Origin of the sequence: Micromonospora sp. NPDC049374 (genome assembly GCF_040677165.1) — a bacterium.
Taxonomy (GTDB): Bacteria; Actinomycetota; Actinomycetes; order Mycobacteriales; family Micromonosporaceae; genus Micromonospora.
This window is the reverse complement of sequence record NZ_JBFAQH010000024.1, coordinates 49,235-67,450: the sequence shown is the minus strand read 5'-3', so window position 1 is coordinate 67,450 and position 18,216 is coordinate 49,235. Positions and strand designations below refer to the sequence as shown.

At 70.5% G+C, this 18,216-nt stretch carries 15 protein-coding genes and 1 pseudogene; 5 read left to right on the top strand and 11 right to left on the bottom strand.

Features of this window, described 5'->3' with window-relative positions; genetic code table 11:
• On the top strand, window positions 1-702 hold a 702-nt coding region (locus AB0J93_RS28075; RefSeq protein ID WP_363925331.1), incomplete at its 5' end, for an endo-1,4-beta-xylanase.
• A gap of 97 nt (window positions 703-799) precedes the next feature.
• On the opposite strand, the gene manD is transcribed toward AB0J93_RS28075, so the two are convergent.
• The 3 genes from manD to AB0J93_RS28060 form a co-directional block, all read right to left on the bottom strand.
• Entirely contained in the window at window positions 800-2,008 is a 1,209-nt protein-coding gene (manD, locus tag AB0J93_RS28070; RefSeq protein WP_363925329.1) for a D-mannonate dehydratase ManD, read from the bottom strand.
• Window positions 2,009-2,208: 200 nt separating this feature from the next.
• Window positions 2,209-3,816: an RICIN domain-containing protein gene (locus AB0J93_RS28065; protein WP_363925327.1), complete on the bottom strand. Its 1,608-nt coding sequence runs from the start codon at window positions 3,814-3,816 to the stop codon at window positions 2,209-2,211.
• 203 nt (window positions 3,817-4,019) lie between these two features.
• The gene (locus AB0J93_RS28060; protein WP_363925326.1) at window positions 4,020-5,384 is read right to left on the bottom strand and encodes a PHB depolymerase family esterase; all 1,365 of its coding nucleotides are present in this window, start codon (window positions 5,382-5,384) and stop codon (window positions 4,020-4,022) included.
• Window positions 5,385-5,601: 217 nt separating this feature from the next.
• Here AB0J93_RS28060 and AB0J93_RS28055 point away from each other — a divergent pair, with 217 nt between their 5' ends.
• Window positions 5,602-7,239 carry a glycosyltransferase 87 family protein gene (locus AB0J93_RS28055; protein ID WP_363925325.1) on the top strand — a complete coding sequence of 546 codons (1,638 nt, stop codon included), beginning with the start codon at window positions 5,602-5,604 and terminating at the stop codon, window positions 7,237-7,239.
• Window positions 7,240-7,242: 3 nt separating this feature from the next.
• Here AB0J93_RS28055 and AB0J93_RS28050 read toward each other — a convergent pair whose 3' ends face one another.
• On the bottom strand, window positions 7,243-7,413 hold the full coding sequence (locus tag AB0J93_RS28050; protein ID WP_199172109.1) for a hypothetical protein: 171 nt from the start codon (window positions 7,411-7,413) through the stop codon (window positions 7,243-7,245).
• A gap of 105 nt (window positions 7,414-7,518) precedes the next feature.
• On the bottom strand, window positions 7,519-8,625 hold the full coding sequence (locus AB0J93_RS28045) for an L-dopachrome tautomerase-related protein (protein ID WP_363925324.1): 1,107 nt from the start codon (window positions 8,623-8,625) through the stop codon (window positions 7,519-7,521).
• A gap of 212 nt (window positions 8,626-8,837) precedes the next feature.
• On the opposite strand from AB0J93_RS28045, the gene AB0J93_RS28040 reads away from it, so the two are divergent.
• Window positions 8,838-9,407 (top strand): STAS domain-containing protein, encoded by a 570-nt coding sequence (locus AB0J93_RS28040; RefSeq protein ID WP_363925323.1) that lies wholly within the window; start codon window positions 8,838-8,840, stop codon window positions 9,405-9,407.
• A 67-nt stretch (window positions 9,408-9,474) separates the two neighbouring features.
• Here AB0J93_RS28040 and AB0J93_RS28035 read toward each other — a convergent pair whose 3' ends face one another.
• The 4 genes and pseudogenes from AB0J93_RS28035 to pgi all read right to left on the bottom strand — a co-directional run bounded on the left by AB0J93_RS28035 (window position 9,475) and on the right by pgi (window position 13,444).
• Window positions 9,475-9,774 carry a BON domain-containing protein gene (locus tag AB0J93_RS28035; protein WP_093407153.1) on the bottom strand — a complete coding sequence of 100 codons (300 nt, stop codon included), beginning with the start codon at window positions 9,772-9,774 and terminating at the stop codon, window positions 9,475-9,477.
• 231 nt (window positions 9,775-10,005) lie between these two features.
• A complete protein-coding gene (locus AB0J93_RS28030) occupies window positions 10,006-10,380 on the bottom strand; it encodes a YciI family protein (protein ID WP_363925320.1) in 375 nt (124 codons plus the stop codon).
• A gap of 102 nt (window positions 10,381-10,482) precedes the next feature.
• Window positions 10,483-11,728: pseudogene (locus AB0J93_RS28025) on the bottom strand (DUF6596 domain-containing protein).
• Window positions 11,729-11,809: 81 nt separating this feature from the next.
• Complete coding sequence (gene pgi, locus AB0J93_RS28020; protein WP_363925319.1) at window positions 11,810-13,444, bottom strand: glucose-6-phosphate isomerase; 1,635 nt, start codon at window positions 13,442-13,444, stop codon at window positions 11,810-11,812.
• Window positions 13,445-13,676: 232 nt separating this feature from the next.
• Here pgi and AB0J93_RS28015 point away from each other — a divergent pair, with 232 nt between their 5' ends.
• Window positions 13,677-15,119 carry a glucose-6-phosphate dehydrogenase gene (locus tag AB0J93_RS28015; protein ID WP_363925318.1) on the top strand — a complete coding sequence of 481 codons (1,443 nt, stop codon included), beginning with the start codon at window positions 13,677-13,679 and terminating at the stop codon, window positions 15,117-15,119.
• Between the two features lie 69 nt (window positions 15,120-15,188).
• Here AB0J93_RS28015 and AB0J93_RS28010 read toward each other — a convergent pair whose 3' ends face one another.
• Together AB0J93_RS28010 and AB0J93_RS28005 are read right to left on the bottom strand one after the other, a co-directional pair.
• Window positions 15,189-16,631 carry a cellulase family glycosylhydrolase gene (locus tag AB0J93_RS28010; RefSeq protein WP_363925317.1) on the bottom strand — a complete coding sequence of 481 codons (1,443 nt, stop codon included), beginning with the start codon at window positions 16,629-16,631 and terminating at the stop codon, window positions 15,189-15,191.
• A gap of 193 nt (window positions 16,632-16,824) precedes the next feature.
• Window positions 16,825-17,055 carry a hypothetical protein gene (locus AB0J93_RS28005; protein WP_363925315.1) on the bottom strand — a complete coding sequence of 77 codons (231 nt, stop codon included), beginning with the start codon at window positions 17,053-17,055 and terminating at the stop codon, window positions 16,825-16,827.
• Window positions 17,056-17,236: 181 nt separating this feature from the next.
• Here AB0J93_RS28005 and AB0J93_RS28000 point away from each other — a divergent pair, with 181 nt between their 5' ends.
• Entirely contained in the window at window positions 17,237-18,118 is an 882-nt protein-coding gene (locus tag AB0J93_RS28000) for a hypothetical protein (RefSeq protein ID WP_363925314.1), read from the top strand.
• The last annotated feature ends 98 nt before the right edge of the window (window positions 18,119-18,216 follow it).

The following is an 18,216-nucleotide window of genomic DNA, read 5'->3' as shown; positions in this document are numbered from 1 at the left end:
AACGCCCAGTCGGCGTACAACAGCAACTACCGCACCACGTTGTCCAGCTTCGCCGCCCTCGGGGTGGACGTGCAGATCACCGAGCTGGACATCGAGGGCTCCGGCACCCAGCAGGCGGACACGTACCGTCGGGTGGTCCAGGACTGCCTTGCGGTCCCGCGGTGCAACGGCATCACCGTGTGGGGCATCCGGGACAGCGACTCGTGGCGCTCCTACGGCACTCCGCTGCTGTTCGACAACAACGGCAACAAGAAGCAGGCGTACAACGCGACGCTCGAAGCCCTGAACGCGGGCGGGACCACGCCGCCGCCCACCACCCCGCCGCCGACGACTCCGCCGCCGAGCACTCCGCCGCCGAGCACTCCGCCGCCGAGCACCCCGCCACCGAGCACCCCGCCGCCCGGTGGATCCGGATGCACCGCATCGGTGGCGTCACTGGACCAGTGGAACGGTGGCTTCGTCGCTCAGATCCGGGTCACCGCAGGCTCCAGCAGTTTGAACGGCTGGGCGGTAACCATCGGGCTTCCGGGCGGTAGCTCGTTGACCAACACGTGGAACGCCAACCCCAGCGGTACCAGTGGCAATGTGACGTTCCGCAACGTCAGCTACAACGGTAGCGTCGGCGCCGGCGGCACCGCCGAATTCGGCTTCCAAGGCACCGGTACCGGGCCATCCGGTAGCTTCGCCTGCTCCGGGAGCTGATCCGTCAGCACCACACCGGGCCCGGCGCGGACATGTCCGCGCCGGGCCTTGGCGCGCCAGGTGCCGCCTGGCTTAGCGGTTCAGGCCGAGCGCCACGTCACCAGTTGTGCAGGGTGCCGTCCTCCAACCGGTTCACCGGCAGCGCCGCCGGGCGGTACGGATGCTGTGCCGCGAGTTCCTCGTCGATGTCGACACCGAGCCCCGGCTCCTCCGACGGGTGGAGACAGCCGTCGGCGAAGCGGTACGAGTGCGGGAAGACCGCGTCGGTCGCCTCGGTGTGCGGCAGGTACTCCTGGAGACCGAAGTTGGGGATGCTGACGTCGAGGTGCAGGGCTGCGGCCAGGCACACCGGGGACAGCGTGGTGGTGCCGTGTGACCCGCTGCGTACGTGGAACAGGTGGGCAAGGTCGAAGATGCGGCGTAGGTGGGTGATGCCTCCGGCGTGCACGACGGTGGCCCGTACGTAGTCGATGAGCTGCTCGGTGATGAGCTGCTGGCAGTCCCAGATGGTGTTGAAGACCTCGCCGACGGCGATCGGCGTGGTGGTGTGCTGGCGGATCAGCCGGAAGCCCTCCTGCAACTCCGCCGGTACCGGGTCCTCCAGCCAGGTCAGCGCGTACGGCTCCAGGGCTTTGCCCAGCCGGGCGGCCTCGATCGGGGTGAGCCGGTGGTGCACGTCGTGCAGCAGCTTCACCTCCGGCCCGAACTCGCTGCGTACCTGGGCGAAGACCGACGGCAGGTGGGTGAGATACCGTTCGCTGCTCCACACGGTCTCGGCCGGGACAGCCGTCTCCGCCGGCTGGTGGGACGATCCGTCCGGTGCCACGCCGTAGGTGTCGGACAGCCCGGGCACGCCGCACTGCACCCGGATCGCGCGGTACCCGAGGTCGAGGTGGCGGGCCATCTCGGCGAGCAGGCCGTCCACGGTGGGCGCGTACGCGTGGCCGTAGACGGTGACCCCGTCGCGGCTGCGACCGCCCAGCAGCTGGTACACCGGTAGCCCGGCCACCTTGCCCTTGATGTCCCACAGCGCGGTGTCCACCGCCGCGATGGCGCTCATCGTCACCGGACCGCGCCGCCAGTACGCGCCCCGGTACAGGTACTGCCAGGTGTCCTCGATCCGGTCGGCCTCCCGACCGATCAACAACGGGACGACGTGCTCGGTCAGGTAGCTCGCGACCGCGAGTTCCCGGCCGGTGAGGGTGGCGTCGCCGACCCCGGTCACCCCGTCGTCCGTCACGAGCTTCAACGTGACGAAGTTCCGGCCGGGACAGCTGACGATGACCCGGGCATCGGCGATCTTCATCCAGGCTCCTCACCGGTGGCCGACGGGATCGACGCGAGCCAGTCTGGGATCGCCCTCATGATCTGTCAACCGGCTCCACCGGGGTGACCGGTCGTGCCGATCGGTCGCCTGACCTGCCGGCACCCCGTGCACCCGGTGGTCGGTTGACCGACCGCCGTGGGGCGGGGCCGCCCGGGCTGGCGCGGGCGGCCCCGGCACGGTCAGCAGCGGCTGATGCTCGAATTGCTGAGGGTGACGTTGCTGATGGTCAGGTTGGTGGTGCAGGGGCTTTCCAGGATCCGGCTGTTGACCAGGGTAAAGTTGCGCAGGGTGATGTCCCGGTTGCCGGGGAACTCCGTCCGCGCCGCCAGCCGGACCTCTCCGCCGCCGCTGATGGTGCCGCCGCCGGCCGCGATGTCCACGCCGTAGCAGTTCTCGAGCAGGATCGCGTTGTTGCCGGTGTTGGCGATGTCGACCCGGTTGACCGCCACGCCGCCGGATTCGGAGACGCAGAAGATGCCCCGGCCGCCGCCGCGTGCCCGCACGGTGCCGACCCGGATGTTGGTCGGGTAACTGGAGCCGATCCGCCCGGCACGGTTGGCGGTGCGGAACGCGGCGTAGCCGGTGCCGGTGCCGGCGTTCTCCGCGTCGACAGTGGTCACGGTCGCGTTGATGGTCTCGTTGAGCAGCAGGCCGGAACCGCCGACGTTGCGCGCGGTCACGGTGCCGACGGTCAGGCCGTCCACGCCGTACGTCTCGACGCCGTGCGTGCTGGTGCCGGAGACGTAGACGTTGTCGATGCGCACGTTGCGCGTCCACTGGCTGGTGTCGCCCCGGTTGTCGATGCGTACCCCCAGCCCGCTGGAGAGCCGCAGGTCGATCTGGCCGAGGATCACGTTTGTGACGTTGCGCATGAAGATCCCGTAGAGGGGCGTGCCGGTGACGGTGAGGTTCTGCACCTCGACCTGGGTGGTGCCGCGCGAGTAGATCGGCGCCTGGTCACCGGAGCCGGAACCGGTCACGTTGATCGTGCCGCAGACGTCGATCGTCGTGTAGCTCGGCAGGGAGATGCGCGAGCCGGCGCTGATCGAGCCGGAGCCGCGTACCACGACTCGTTGCTTGCTGGTCCGGCCGGCGCTGAGGCTGTTCACCGCCGCCTGCACGGCGGCCTGCATGCTGCTGCCGGAGTAGACCGTGCTGCCGCCGTTGCGGGCGGTCCAGGTGCCGCCGTTGAGGACCGCCTCGGCCTGGAACGAGCCGCTGCCGCAGCCGTTACCGTTGCCGCCGCCCAGGGCGACCAGTTGCCACTGTTGGTTGGCGCCGTCGTGGTCCTGGTACTGCGAGATCATGCCGCCGTCGGCGGTGGACCAGCCCCACACGTCGAGGGCCTTGTTGGAGTGTCGGTTGAGGAACCGGACGTACCCACCGGCGGAGTCGGCGAGGCGGAAGTGCTGGCGGGTGTTGCCGCTGGCCGCGGCGTTCTGCACGAGTTGGACGCCGTCGTTGGCGTTGGGCAGCTCGAGGACCTTGCCGCTGTGCACGGAGCGGACCTGGTAATAGCCGCTGCCGACGTCGACGAACCGCCACTGCTGGACGGCCGCGTCGTTGCGGGCGTACTGGTTGATCGGGGCATTGTCGGCGGTGGACCAGTTCCACACGTCCATCGCCTTGCCGCTGTGCCGGTTGACGAACACGTAGGTGGCGTTGGGATCGACCGTCGCGGCCTGGGCGCTCGGCGAGGCCACCACCACGCCGGCGCCGAGCAGCGCCAACGTGGTGGTGGTGACCAGCCAGCGCCGAGGGGTTCGTCTTCCTGTCCTGAACAGCATGCGGGTTCCTCCGGGGGCGGGTGCGGTGGCGGAGCGCGTGCCGGAGTGGTGAACGACGCAGAGCAAGCGCTTTCCTGACATCGACAGGAATATATCTTCCTGTCGGCCTCAAGCCAATGGCGGTAGGCGGGTCGATCCTGCCGGCCCGGTGTCCGTACGGACGACAGCCGTACGGACACCGGGCCGGGTGGAGCGGGTGACGGTCAGCCGACCGTGCAGGGAGCGCCGTTGAGGGTGAACGAGGGCGGGCTGGCGGTGTTGCCGCTGTGGTTGGCCTGGAAGCCGATGGTGACCGAGCCGTTGGGGGCGATGGTGCCGTTGTAGGAGACGTTGCGGGCGGTCACCGCCCCTGAGGTCGGCGAGTAGGTCGCGTTCCAGCCGTTGGTGATGTTCTGCCCGGGGGGCAGGGTGAACGCCAGGTTCCACCCGTTGACCGCCGTGACGCCGGTGTTGGTGATGGTCACCGAAGCGGTCAGTCCGGTGTTCCAGGCGTTGACCGCGTACCCGATCCGGCAGCCCGTGCCCGGCGGCACCGTCGGCGGCGTGGTGGGGGTGGGGGTGATCGTCGGCGTCGGCGTCGGCGTCGGCGTCGGCGTGGGCGTCGGAGTGGGCGTCGGCGTGGGGCTGGTCGGCGTCGGGGTGGGGGGCCCGGCGTCGAGCCCGAAGAAGCGGATCGCCTGCGCGGCGTCGACCGGCAGGTTGTGCGACACGCCCTGCATGCTTATCGCCTCGACCGGTGCGTTGCCGCCGGAACCGCCGTACCGGGTCCGGGTGTAGCCGGACTGCGGGCTGTCGGTGAAGGTCGGGGTCTGGCTCAGCCCGTGCAGGTTGGTCCACTGCTTGATCTGCTCGCCGAAGTTCGGGTAGCGCAGGATCTCGTCGTTGGTACCGTGCCAGATCTGCATCCGCGGCCTGGGCCCGGTGTAGCCGGGGTAGGCGTTGCGGACCAGGTCCCCCCACTGCTGCGGGGTGCGGCTGATCTGCCCGTTGGCGCACTCGCTGTTCCACTCCGAGCCGCCGGTGGTGGCGAAGCAGCCGAAGGGCACCCCGGCGAAGGCCGCGCCGGCGCGGAACACGTCCGGGTAGAGCCCGAGCAGGACGTTCGTCATCATCGCTCCGGACGAGGTGCCCGTCGCGGCGATCCGGGTCGGGTCCACGGAGTAGCGGTTCCGGACGTGGTCCACCATCGACATGATGCCGACCGGGTCGCTGCCGCCACCGCGACGCAACGCCTGCTGCGAGTAGACGTCGAAGCACTGGCTGCTGCGGGTCACCGACGGGTAGATCACGATGAAGCCGTACTGGTCGGCCAGGCGTGCGAACTGGGTGCCCGAGTACATCGCGGGCCCGCTGCCGGTGCAGTAGTGGACCACGACCAGCAGGCCCGGCCGTGGCGCGACCCGGTCCGGTACGTACAGGTACATGCGCAGGTTGCTCGGGTTGGTACCGAAGTTGGTCACCTCGGTCAGCGTCGCCGCCGACGCCGGTGTCGGGATCGACAGCGCGGCCAGCGCCGTCAGGACGATGGTCGCCAGCGCGGCGCACCACAGTCGGATCGCCTTCTTCATGAACAGGTCCTCCGGACGGAAGGGGACATGGTGGTGTTCCGATCGAGGGCTGCCCGGTGCCCTACCTCGTCCGGCTCTCAGAACATCGACAATTGTCTTCGTGGATGCGAAGGGGTGACAAGGCGTGGTGGCGCAGCCGCGCTGAGCGGTGGTGGGACCGCGCCGAGCGGCGAACAGTCTCGCGCCCAGCGGTCACCGGTACCTCTATTCTCTGTCCATGCGGGATCGTCGGGCGGCGCTGCTGTGGGTGGGATTCGCGGTCGCGGCAGCGGTCTCCGTCGCGCTGGTGCTGCGGCGCCCCGACCGCCTGTCGGACCTGCACATCTATCACGGAGCGCTTACCGACCTGCGCGCCGGGCGTCCGCTGTACGGGTACGTCGCGCCGAACGGGGGACCGTTCACGTACCCGCCGTTCGCGGCGCTCGTCCTCTGGCCGATCACGACCGTGCCGCTCGGCGTGGTCGAAGCGCTCTGGCTGGCGGCGACCTGTGCCGCCGTGATCGCCATCGCCGTACCCGTCGGTCGCGCGCTGGTCGCGGGTCGCACCGGCCCGCCGCTGCGGGGCACGGCCGGCAGCCACCTGACGACCTCGGCGTCCGTCAGCATCGCGGCGGTCGCGGCGGTGCTCATGGTCGCCGCACCGGTGCAGAGCAACCTGCGGTTCGGCCAGGTGAGCATCTTCATCGTGCTGATGGCGCTGCTCGACGGGATGGCACCGCCGTCACGGACGCGCGGTGTGCTGATCGGCGTGGCCGCGGCGATCAAACTGACGCCGCTGCTGTTCGTGCTCTACTTCCTGGCCTGCGGCCGGTACCGCGACGCCGCCCGCGCGCTGGCCGCCTTCCTCACCTGCGGGGCGCTCGCCCTGGCCGTCCTGCCCGCCGAGAGCCTGACCTACTGGGCGGGCACGGTCACGCAGACCTCCCGGATCGGCAACCTGGCGTCGCTGGGCAACCAGTCGGTACACGGGATGCTGCTTCGTCTCGGCATGGACCAAGGCGCCCTTCCGCTGGTCTGGGCCGGCCTGGTGGTCGCCATCTGCGCTCTGGCGTTGCTTCGGGCGCGGGCGCTGTCCCGGCTGGGGCGTCCGGGGCACGCCGCCGTGCTGGTCGGCTGCGCCACCGTGGCCGCATCACCGGTCTCCTGGACCCACCACCAGGTGTGGACCGTCCTGGCCGCGATGCTGCTGGTGGGTGCCGTCGGCGTGACCCGCCGGGTCGCCGGGGCACTGCTGCTGGCCAGCATGGTGCTCTCGCTGGGCGCGGTGCTGGCCCCGGTGTCGATGCGACCCGGTGTGCAGTTCCTCTTCGAGAACGCCCGTGCCATCGGCACCGTCGCGCTCTGCGTGGCGGGGTTCGGCGCGGTCGCGCTCACCACCGCCCGCACCCGTCCCACCCGGGCCGTCCAGCGCGGGTGGCTGCGGGTCGGCGTCGCGTCCCTCGGCGCGCTGGCGTTCTTCGCCGTGCAGCCGTTGCCGGCCGGCGCCGATCCCACCTTCAAGGCGTACCGCCTCCCGGACGTGGTCAACTCGCGGTACTTCTTCGTCTGCCGCGGGCAGGTGGAGTGCGCCCGCTACGGCACCGATGCCCCGGTCACCTTCGGCACCCGCAGCGAGAAGACCAAGGTGCGCGTCAACGGTGTGGTCTCCGACCAGGTGGCGCGGCTGGACTACCACTCCGCTCCCGGCGGCCCACCCCGCAGCATCCCGCTGCTGGCCGCCTATCCCGGGGTACGGACGTTCTCGTTCCGGTCGGCCACCATGGTCCACGGGCGGCTGATCGCCTACTCCGCCGACGGACGTGCCCTGGCCCGCTACGACGACGAACTGACCGCCGCGCTACGAGCCGGCGGGTAGCCGCTACTGCTCGCCGTCGATGACGTCGGTTTCGCCGTCGTGAGAGTACGTCACCGGCGGGTGCTCGTCGGGTAGCGGCGTCTGCGCCGGATTGTGATGGGGGTCGCCGTCCGGGGAGAACAGCACCGGGTCGGTCTTCGCGCTCTTCTCGCGCTCTTCCTCCGGCTCGGTCACGACCCGCTCCTCACCTCGTGGGCATTCCCCTCCGACGCTACGGGCGGCGCGCGGCACGCCGCCTCGATCGGGTGCCACTTCCACCCGATCGAGGCGCGCTGGTCGTCACGGTCGCAGCAGCACGGGGCCCGCGTCGATGCGGGTCCGGAACAAGGCGTACGGCCTGCGTCGCAGGTCCCGGCCGCGGTTGAACGGTGGCTGCCGGTGCACCTGGTTGGCGATGATGTAGAGGTGCCGGTTGGTGGCCACGCTGAGCGTGTCCGGCCAGAGCAGGCGGGCGTCGTGCACCACGGTCTCGTACTCGCCGTCGGGCCGACGTCGTAGCACGGCGTTGTGCTCGTAGTTGGTGAGATAGATCCGGCCGGCGTCGTCGGATTCCAGGCCGTCGGCGCCGCCGCCCTTGTCGCCCTCGTCGATCACCGTCGCGGCGACCTCCGCGTCGCCGAGGGCACGGTCGGCCAGGGCGTCGGTGGCGACGCTGTACCAGCGGCGGGTGGCGAGGGCGCAGTAGTACAGCCGCGCGCCGTCGGCGGAGATCGCGATGCCGTCGGCACCGACGCCCACCGGCTGCGGGGGAGCGTCCGGCGGCCGGACCAGGAACGGGCGTCCCTCGACCACGGGACGGAAGTCCACAAGCGGCGCGGCCTTGGTGGACGGGTGGTCGTTGAGTCGCCGCCACGAAGACCCGCTGGCCAGGTCGACCACGATGAGGGCGTTGGGGGCACCATCGGCGGAGTCGGTGAGGTACGCCAGGCCGGCCTCCCCGCGGCGCAGGTCGAAGCGCACGTCGTTGAGGTACGACGTGGGCAGCACCACCTCGGGCGGGAAGGTGATCACCTGGGCGACCGTGTCGGTCCTCAGGTCCACGCGGACCAGCTTCGGCCCGCCGGGCGAGGTCGGTTGGAACATCGGGCTGCCCGTGTCGAGCACCCAGAGCCGGTCGGCCGGGTCGACCACCACACTCTGCACCGACACGAAGGCCGACGGGTCGTCTTCGCCGGACGGTGTGTTCCACCGCAGGTCGGGATAGGGAACCTCGCGTCCGCGTCGCAGCTCCACCACGGTCGCGGGCACCTCGTCACCCCAGCGAGGAAAATTGACGAAGATCCGACCACGGTGCGAGACGGTCACCCCGGTGGGCATCGGGCCGCGGAACCGGTGCACCACCTCCAGGGTGCCGACCGGCTCGTCTGCGGGTAGTGCTCTTCGCATCCTACGACCTCCCGTCGCACACAGGGATCAACTGATCGCTCTACGTCTATCGTCTCAAAGCGGACGACGTACGCGACACCGTCGTCGCCCATCCGACCCGCAAGCAGCGGGAAGGCGATTCGTCACCCAACCGTCACGTGTCCGCGCGTTGCCCGCCACCTGACCCCGGCAGGGTGGGACCTTCACCCCTCCGACCTGGGAAGGAGCGCGCCATGGCCGTCGTCCTTGATGACCACCTGGTCACCCTGACCTGTGACAACTGCGGTGACACGGTTGCCGGGCCGCGGACGCCCTCCGACGCGGAGGTGGTGTGGCCGCTGGTGTCCGAGCACGGCTGGAGCGGTTCCCCGCTGGCCGACGGCCCGCACCGCTGCGGGCACTGCACCCAACTCGGCCCCGCCGCTGCCGGCGCACCCGGTGGGATCCTCGGCATCGAGCACCTCGGTGCCGTGACCGTGGTGACCGTCGCCGGCGATGTCGACCTCGACACCGGTGAGACGCTGGGCATGGCGTTGGGGCACGCGGCGGACATGGGCGGGCACGTCCTGGTGGACCTCGGCCGGACGGATCTTCTCGACTCCACCGCGCTCGGGCTGCTCGTCCGCGCTCATCGTGGCGCCGCGGAACGCGGCGCACTGCTCTGCGTGGTGTCGACCTCGCCGCTGATCCGTCAGGTGCTCCAGGTGACCCGGCTGGACGAGGTGTTTCCGGTCGCGGACAACCGCGCCGACGCGCTCGCCCGCCTCCAGAGCCGCCCCGCGGCTGCGGACACGTCCGAATAGGCGACTTTTACCGGGTTCGGCTCGTCCACGGCGCCGGTGCCGGGCACCGTGGACGAGCCGAAGTTCATCAGCGGCGACCTCGCCGGTGGCCGGCCAGCCGTAGCGCGTTGCAGACGTCCGTCACGCCCTCGATGTCCCAGGCCAACTCGCCGGCCGCGCGGCGGGTCTCGGCGCTGGCGACCAGGCCGGTGAGGATCACGACCCGGTTCTGCACCATCACCGTGATCTGCTGCCTGCGGGTCGACCAGTCGGCGCTCAGCCGCTGGGCGACCAGGGCGGCGAGGCGGACATCCTCGTCGTGGTGCTGCGGCTCGTCCCACAGCGCCCGGAAGGAGTGATCGTCGGGCATCGGCCAAGGCCACGGCATCACCACAGCGGTCTCCTTCGTCGTTGATGCCGGCGACCCGACGCGCCGTCTCGATCGACCACCACCTTGCGCAACGACCTTGGAGTCGACCGCACGGTTGGATGACAGTTGGATGACAGTCACAGTGGCGTGCTGGCCGGTGGCCGGGAGTCTCCGGTCCGGTCGGCTGCCGGCTGCCACAGCACGAAGGTGCCGGCAGGGGGTCGCACAGCGCGATCCGCCGTGGTCAGGTCAGCCTCGTCTGCCGGCCTCGCGGAGCATCGCGTCGGTTTCGGGGTCCGGCATGAGGTGCCGCACCTCCTGCGCGCAGCGGCAGGCGACAGCGATCTTGGCAGCCCAGGTCAGCGCCTCCTCGCGGGTGGCCACGTCGACGACCACGAATCCGCCGATGACCTCCTTGGTCTCCGGGTAGGGGCCGTCGGTCACCAGCCCGTCCGTGGCGACGACGCTCGCCCGCTGCCGCTGCAGTCCGGCGCCGAACACGAACACTCCGGCGTTCACGGCCTCCTGGGTCACCGCGTGCGCGGCCTTGCCCACGTCGGGCCAGTCCTCGTCGGGGATGTGGTCCATCGCGCCGTCGTTGAACGAGATCAAGTACCTCGTCATCACATCGCTCCCTTGTCCCGGCGGCCTCCTCCGGCCACCTGTCACCTGATCCACGAACGACCCGCCGCCCATCCGACAATGTGCCAGGAGATTTTTCACCGGTCAGCCCGCGAGCTGGTCGCGGCGGCGGGCGAGATAGGCCCGCTCCGCGGGGTTGCCGGCAAGACCGATGGCCCGGTCGTACGCCGCCCGCGACTCGCCGCCGCGTCCGAGCCGTCGCAGCAGGTCGGCGCGGGCGGCGTGGAAGGCGTGGTAGCCGTCGAGGGTGTCGGCGAGTCGGTCGATCTCGGCAAGCCCGACCGCGGGACCGTCGACCTCGGCGACCCCGACCGCCCGGTTCAGCCGCACGATCGGCGAGGGGTCGAGCAGCAGCAGGCGGCCGTAGAGAGCGACGATGGTGGACCAGTCGGTGTCCCGGCTGGACGGGGCGTCCATGTGGACCATGTTGATCGCGGCCTGCAGTTGGTAGCGACCCGGTGGGTCACCGCCGCCCGCCACCGCGCTGATCCGCTCGCGGATCAGCGCGCGGCCCCTCGGCGACGAGGGTGTGATCCCATGCACCGCGGTCCTGCTCGTCGAGGGTCACCAGTTCACCGGTGCGGGACACGCGCGCCGGACGCCGGGCGTCGGTGAGCAGCATCAGGGCGAGCAGGCCGGCCACCTCGCCGTCGTCCGGTAGGAGGGTTCGGAGCAGGCGACCGAGGCGGATCGCCTCGTCGCTGAGGTCGGCGCGTACCGGGTCGTCTCCCTGGCTGGGCAGGTAACCCTCGTTGAAGACGAGGTAGACGACGGCGAGCACCCCGACGAGCCGTTCGTGGATGTCATCGGCCTCGGGTACCCGGTAGGGGATGCCTGCCGCCTTGATCTTTGCCTTGGCGCGGGTGATCCGTCGCGCCATCGTCGTCTCCGGCACCAGAAAGGCGCGGGCGATCTCGCCGACGGTGAGGCCGCCGAGCAGGCGCAGCGTCAGCGCCACCCGGGCCTGCATCGCGAGCGCCGGGTGGCAGCAGGTGAAGACCAGTCTGAGCCGGTCGTCCTCGATCGGACCGGTCGGCTCAGCCGGGGTGTCGTCGTAGACCATCCGGGCCGCCCGGTGCTTGGCGTCGCGCTGCGAGTCGCGACGAAGCCGATCGATCGCCTTGCGGGTCGCGGTGGTGGCGAGCCAACCGCCGGGATTGGGCGGTACGCCCTCGCGCGGCCACCGCTCCGCGGCCGTCACGAACGCCTCGGCCGCCGCTTCCTCGGCGACATCGAGGTCGCCGAAACGGCGCGCGAGGCTGGCGACCACCCGCGCCCACTCCTGGCCGTGGACGCGGGCGATTGCCTGCTCAACGCTCCGACCAGTCACGGCTCACGCAGCGCTCGGCCGGGATTTCCGGGTTCGGTCGGTACGGGCCTCGACCCTGCCGCGGCGCGCTATTGATCAATTTCAGTCCCGTTGGCGCTGGACGCGGTAGCGGCGGATCAGGGCGGCGGTGGAGGAGTCCAGGTCGGTCAGGTCGGCCCGGTCGCCGGTGAGCAGCGGCGCGAGCTGGTTGGCCATCACCTTGCCCAGCTCGACACCCCACTGGTCGAACGGGTTGATGTCCCAGATCGCGCCCTCGGTGAGCACGATGTGCTCGTAGAGGGCGACCAGCTGACCGAGAGTGGCCGGGGTGAGCCGGTCGGCCACGATCGACGTGGTCGGGTGGTTGCCGCCCATCACCCGGTGCGGCACGAGATCGGCCGCGGTGCCCTCGGCCGCGACCTGCTCGGCGGTCCGGCCGAAGGCCAGCGCCGCGGTCTGGGCGAAGAAGTTCGACATGAACAGGTCGTGCATGTCGCCGATGTCGTGGTTGGGCTCGCTGAAGGCGATGAAGTCCGCCGGCACCAGCCGGGTGCCCTGGTGCAGCAGCTGGTAGAAGGCGTGCTGGCCGTTGGTGCCGGGCTCACCCCAGAAGATCTCCCCGGTGTCGTACGACACCTGGCGGCCGTCGGTGCGTACCGACTTGCCGTTGCTCTCCATGGTCAGCTGTTGCAGGTAGGCGGGGAACCGGTGCAGGTACTGCGAGTACGGCAGCACGGCGTGGGTCTGCGCGCCAAGGAAGTTGGTGTACCAGACGTTGAGCAGGCCGAGCAGCACCGGCGCGTTGGCCGCCAGCGGCGCGGTACGGAAGTGCTCGTCGACGGCGTGGTAGCCGGCCAGCATCTCGTCGAAGCGCGCCGGCCCGATGGACAGCATCACCGACAGGCCCACCGCCGAGGGCAGCGAGTACCGGCCGCCGACCCAGTCCCAGAAGCCGAACATGTTGGCCGGGTCGATGCCGAAGTCCGCCACCCGCTGGGCGTTGGTGCTGACCGCGACGAAGTGGCGGGCCACCGCGTCGGCATCGGCGTCGAGGCCGGCGAGCAGCCAGCGCCGGGCCTGCTCGGCGTTGGCCAGCGTCTCCTGCGTGGAGAAGGTCTTCGACACCACTACGAACAACGTGGTGGCCGGGTCCAGGTCGGCGGTGGTGTCGTGGATGTCGGTGGGATCGATGTTCGACACGAAGCGGCAGCTCAGACCACCGTCGCGGTACGCCTTCAACGCCTCGTACGCCATCACCGGCCCCAGGTCGGAGCCGCCGATACCGATGTTGACCACGGTGCGGATCCGCTCGCCGGTGTGCCCGCGCCACTGGCCGGAGCGCACCTTCTCGGCGAACTCGGCCATCCGCTGCCGCACCGCGTGTACGTCGGCCGCCACATCCTGCCCGTCGACGGTGAGCGTGGCGTCGGACGGCAGCCGCAGCGCGGTGTGCAGCACCGCGCGATCCTCGGTGCCGTTGATGTGGGCACCGGCGAACATCGCGGCGATCCGCTCGGTCAGCCCGACCCGCTCGGCCAGGGCGGTCAGCAGGCGCAACGTCTCGTCGGTGACCAGGTTCTTGCTGTAGTCGACGTAGAGGTCGGCCACCTCGACGGTCAACCGTCGGCCCCGTTCGTGATCGGTGGCGAACAGCTCCCGCAGGTGCGTCCCGCGGATCTCCTCGGCGTGCTTGCGCAGGGCCTGCCACTCGTCGGTGCTGGTGACGTCCGCAGCCATCGGATCGATCGTCTCCTCGCAGGTTCGGGCACGCCGCCGGCCTCGTCCCCGGCCGACGGTGAGACCAGACTGCCACATGAAGATCGGCTCGCCAGCCCGACACCACGACCGGTGGGAACTCCGGACACCACGGGGGTGACGATCCGCACGGATCCGGGTGCGGTGCGCGAACGGCCGGCGAGTCCACGGGGTCCGGTGCTTGCCGGTCGCCGGGACAGGGCATGGTGGTGGCATGACGACGCCGGCATCGAGCGCCCCCGCAGCTGTCCCCGCAGAACCCGCCGCCACCGGCGTACGGCAGACACTGCTGGTGCTCGGCGCCAGCGGTGACCTGACCGGGCGGTTGTTGCTGCCCGGCCTGGGCCGGCTGCTGGCCACCGGGGCGGTGCCCGGGTTGCGGCTGATCGGCAGCGGCATGGACGGCTGGGACGACGAGCGCTGGCGGCGCCGGGTGGCCGACTCCTTCGGAGCCGTCGGCGCGGTGGGTCCGGTCGAGTCCGAGGTGATCCGTGAGACGCGCTACGTGCCCGCCGACGTGACGCGCGAAGAGGACCTGCGGTCGCTGCTGAGCTGCTGCACCGGGCCGCTGGTGATCTTCTTCGCGCTGCCGCCACTGGTGACCGCCCGATCGGCCGCCGCGCTGGCCCGGATCGGGGTGCCCCCTGGCACCCGGCTGATGCTGGAGAAGCCCTTCGGCGTCGATCGGATCTCGGCCCGCTCGCTCAACGAGCTGCTGACCACCCTCGTACCGGAGAACCAGGTCCACCGGATCGACCATTTTCTCGGCAAGTCGACGGTGCTCAACCTGCTCGGCCTGCGCTTCGCCAACCGGATCTTCGAACCGGTACTCAACTCCGCGCACGTGGCCTGCGTGGACATCGTCTTCGACGAGACGCTCGGCCTGGAAGGGCGGGCGGGCTACTACGACGGTGCCGGGGCGCTGGTGGACATGGTGCAGTCCCACCTGCTCCAGGTGCTGGCCCTGCTCGCCATGGATCCGCCGCCGACGCTGCGCGCCGAGGAGCTGCGGGGACGCAAGGCGCAGGTGCTGCGGGCCACCCGGCTGTGGCGTGACGACCCGGCGGTGGCCAGCCGGCGTGGCCGGTACACCGCAGGAGAGGTCGGCGGGCGGCGGCTGCCGAACTACGCCGACGAGCCCGGCGTCGACCCCGCGCGCGGCACGGAGACGCTCGCGGAACTGGCGGTCACGGTGGACACCTGGCGCTGGGCGGGAGTGCCGTTCCGGCTGCGCTCCGGAAAGGCGGTGGACGCCGTACGCAAGGAGGCGATCATCACCTTCAAGCAGCCGACCCGGGTGCCCGACGGCCTGACCGGCTACGAGCGACCCGACCGGCTCCGGATCGGCTTCGGCCCGGACCGGCTCTGCCTGGATCTCAACGTCAACGGTCCCGGGAACCCCTTCGAGCTGGAACAGGTGAACCTGACGGCGAACTTCGGCCCCGGCGGCCTGCCCGCGTACGGCGAGGTGCTGCGTGGCGCCTTCGACGGCGATCCGACCCTGTCGGTGCGCGCCGACGTCGCCGAGGAGTGTTGGCGCGTCGTGGAGCCGGTGCTGGCTGCCTGGAAGGCCGGTACGGTGCCGCTACAGGAGTACCGGGCGGGCTCTGCCGGGCCGGCCGACTCGCTTATCGGCCCGCTGCCCGACGCGACCTGAGCCGGGCCTCCGCACCAGTGCGGCCCCGGCGGTGAACCGCCGGGGCCGCGTGGTGGTGGTGCGCTCGGATCAGCTGGTGGGGAAGTTGTCCGGGGTGCGGATGCGGTCGCGCATGAACGCCCCGGAGGTGGTGAGCACCGAGGTGCCGGTGTAGGTGCTGCCGTTGCAGGTGCCCGGCCGCAACGCGGCGCTGCCCTCGGCCTTGTCGGAGAAGGTCCAGTTGGCGTAGCCGATCTTCAGCCGGTCGAGCAGGTCGAGCCACTGGGCGCTGCTGGTCAGGTCGGCGGCGCCGTCACCGGTGTAGTCCACCGTGCCGAACTCGGTGACGAACAGCGGCAGCCTGGCGGCGGCCCGCTCCACCTCGGCGCGGTAGTTGTCCTTGTGTGACGCGGCGTAGAAGTGGAACGCGTACATGATGTTGCTGGCGTTCACCGGGTTGTTGACGATCTCGGTGTGGTTGGCTCCCTCGGAGACGCCCAGCGAGGACCAGGCGCGCGTACCCACGATGATCACCGCGTCCGGGTCGTTGGCCCGGATCACCGGAATGACCTGCTCGGCGTAGTTCTTGATGGTGGACCAGGCGACCCCGTTGGGCTCGTTGGTGATCTCGTAGATCACGTTGTTCTTCGCGGCGTGCCGGGCCGAGACGGTGGCGAAGAAGGTCTTGGCCCGCTCCAGGTTGTACATCGGGTCGCCCGGGGTGAGCGTGTGGAAGTCGATCATCGCGTACATCCCGCGCCGGGTGGCCTCCTCGACCAGGTTGTTGACCCGGTTGGTGAAGCCGGCCGGGTCGGTCTCGTAGCCCTGCTCCTGCACGTACATCGCGATGCGGAACAGGTCGGAGCGCCAGTCGTCGGCGAGGGCGTCGAGGGAGGCGTTGTTGTAGCAGTTGCCGAACCACTGGATGCCGTGGCTGCTCATGCCGCGCAGTTGGATCGGTCGGCCGTACTGGTTGCAGAGGTTGACCCCGCAGACCCGCAGTTGCCCGTTGATGGCCACCGGAGTCTGCCCACCGGGCGGGGGCGTGGTGGGCGGCGGGGTCGTCGGCGGGGGAGTGGTGGTCGGCGGGGGAGTGGTCGGCGTGGTCGAGCCGGTGCACGCCGTGCCGTTGAGGCTGAACGAACTCGGCGACGGGTTGGCGCCGGTGAAGCTGCCGTTGAAGCCGATGTTGGTGCTGGCTCCGGTGGCGAGCGAACCGTTCCAGGACATGCTCTGCGCGGTCACGGAGCTGCCGCTCTGGCTCCAGGTGGCCGACCACCCCTGGGTGAGCCGCTGGCCGCTGTCGGGGAAGCTGAAGCCGAGCGTCCAGCCGTTGACCGGGTCACCGAGGTTGGTGACGGTGACGCTCGCGGTGAACCCGCCGGACCAGCTGTTCGTCGTGTAGGTCACGGAACAGCCGGTCGCGGCCATCGCGTTGGTGGTGGGCAGGGCCGTCAACGCGCCGAGGGTCAATGCGCCGACGGCACCGGTCGCGACCAGCAGGCGCCTCAGGCGGCGCGGGGGTTGCTTCATGATGGACCATCGCAATCCGGTCGTGGTGGTGGGGGTACGGCACTCCGCGACAAGGGACGAGAATTCCGGGAGCGCTCCCACGGCAGCCTACGATGCTTCGAAACGATGACGCAATATTTCGATACGTCGAAGCCCTGGATCAACTGTGGCCCCGGGACGACGTCCCGGGGCCACAGTTCGGGGCAGGTCTGGCTCAATCCACGCCGGCGGCCCGTCGCCGGTCGGCTTCGGCGTCGGCAGCCCCGACGGGAGTCGGATCGGTGTCCCGTCCTGCTGCGGTCAGATCGATGTCGGCTCCGGCTCGTACGGCATCGGCCGCCGCGTCGTCCGCGCCGACCAACTCGGCGCCGGTGTCGCCATCGTCGTCGATCAGCTTGCCGGTCCCGGTCAGCGCGATCGGCGTGTACCTCGGGTCGGTCGTCATCTCGTCCTCCTCTCCGGTGCCCGACAGGTACCCGCCGCGCGACCCCGGCACACCGGATAACCCGCGCGCGACGTCCGTCCTCCGGATGGTCGGGGAGTCGATGGCGTCCGGACTTGCGCTGCTCACTACCCTGACTGTGATCATCGGCAAGGTAACCTCTCGACTTTGACAAGGGCATCAGATGAGTGACAGCCACCCTCCGTACGGTGGGCAACAGCCGGATCCGAACGCCGCCCCCTGGGGCACACCACCCGGATCCCCGGTCGGTCCGCCGGGCTCACCGGTCACCCCGGCCGGCTACCCCTCGCCGTACGGTGCGCCGGTGCCGCCTCCACCCCCGCCCTACGGGACGCAGCCGACGAAGTCCTCGAACAAGGGCCTCTGGCTCGGTCTGGGAATCGGTGCCGTCGTGATGGCGGTGCTCGTCGCCTGCGGTGGCGTCATCGGCTTCTTCGTGCTGGCCGACGACGACGAGGGGGAGCCGGTCGCGGGCACGCAGAGCGTCGCGCCCGGTGCCCCGACCGACGCGCCGTCGATCGTTCCGCCGGCAGAGGAGCAGCCGGACAACAACAACGCGGTCACCGCCCGTAACTCCAGCGACATGTCCGCCGTGTGCGAAGGCAGCCCGATCCTCAACGCCGCGCCCTACAGCGGGGCGAAGGGCACCAAGGTCTACACGTTCGCCAACTCCCCGGAGCGCCCGCAGTCCTGGCTGAGCAAGTCGGTCGGCTTCGACAAGCCGTACTACGCCAAGACCGCCGAGTGGGCATCGGTCTCCGTCGTCGGCTGCCTCACCTTCGAGCAGGGCAGCGAGGGCACGCCCCGCAAGTGCCAGTACAAGGACCGCGACGACAAGCAGGTAAGCGTCGACTACGTCTCCTCGCGCTACACGCTGACCTTCTACGCCGCCAAGACCGGCGAGAAGATCGGTGAGGGCGGCCGGGTCAACGCCCCGGCGGTGCGGTGCCCGAGCTTCATCTCCTACAACAAGGAGACCATGCGGGCGTACGCCCAGCCGGACAGCGGTGCCATCGAGGTGGCGCTGGACAAGTTCACCTCCTGAGTCACCGGCATCCCGGGTGGCGGGACGGACACCGTTCGCCCCGCCACCCCGGTCACGGGGCGGGTTCGCGCGCTGGGTGTTTCGGTCGCCGGCGGTGG

Bases quoted from the DNA above. Each gene is read 5' to 3' on its own strand.
- AB0J93_RS28005 (WP_363925315.1), bottom strand. From the start codon at position 17,055: ATGACGACCGACCCGAGGTACACGCCGATCGCGCTGACCGGGACCGGC.
- AB0J93_RS28000 (WP_363925314.1), top strand. From the start codon at position 17,237: ATGAGTGACAGCCACCCTCCGTACGGTGGGCAACAGCCGGATCCGAAC.
- AB0J93_RS28015 (WP_363925318.1), top strand. From the start codon at position 13,677: ATGACGACGCCGGCATCGAGCGCCCCCGCAGCTGTCCCCGCAGAACCC.
- AB0J93_RS28060 (WP_363925326.1), bottom strand. From the start codon at position 5,384: ATGAAGAAGGCGATCCGACTGTGGTGCGCCGCGCTGGCGACCATCGTC.
- pgi (WP_363925319.1), bottom strand. From the start codon at position 13,444: ATGGCTGCGGACGTCACCAGCACCGACGAGTGGCAGGCCCTGCGCAAG.
- AB0J93_RS28055 (WP_363925325.1), top strand. From the start codon at position 5,602: ATGCGGGATCGTCGGGCGGCGCTGCTGTGGGTGGGATTCGCGGTCGCG.
- AB0J93_RS28045 (WP_363925324.1), bottom strand. From the start codon at position 8,625: ATGCGAAGAGCACTACCCGCAGACGAGCCGGTCGGCACCCTGGAGGTG.
- AB0J93_RS28035 (WP_093407153.1), bottom strand. From the start codon at position 9,774: ATGCCGTGGCCTTGGCCGATGCCCGACGATCACTCCTTCCGGGCGCTG.
- AB0J93_RS28010 (WP_363925317.1), bottom strand. From the start codon at position 16,631: ATGAAGCAACCCCCGCGCCGCCTGAGGCGCCTGCTGGTCGCGACCGGT.
- AB0J93_RS28030 (WP_363925320.1), bottom strand. From the start codon at position 10,380: ATGACGAGGTACTTGATCTCGTTCAACGACGGCGCGATGGACCACATC.
- AB0J93_RS28040 (WP_363925323.1), top strand. From the start codon at position 8,838: ATGGCCGTCGTCCTTGATGACCACCTGGTCACCCTGACCTGTGACAAC.
- AB0J93_RS28065 (WP_363925327.1), bottom strand. From the start codon at position 3,816: ATGCTGTTCAGGACAGGAAGACGAACCCCTCGGCGCTGGCTGGTCACC.
- manD (WP_363925329.1), bottom strand. From the start codon at position 2,008: ATGAAGATCGCCGATGCCCGGGTCATCGTCAGCTGTCCCGGCCGGAAC.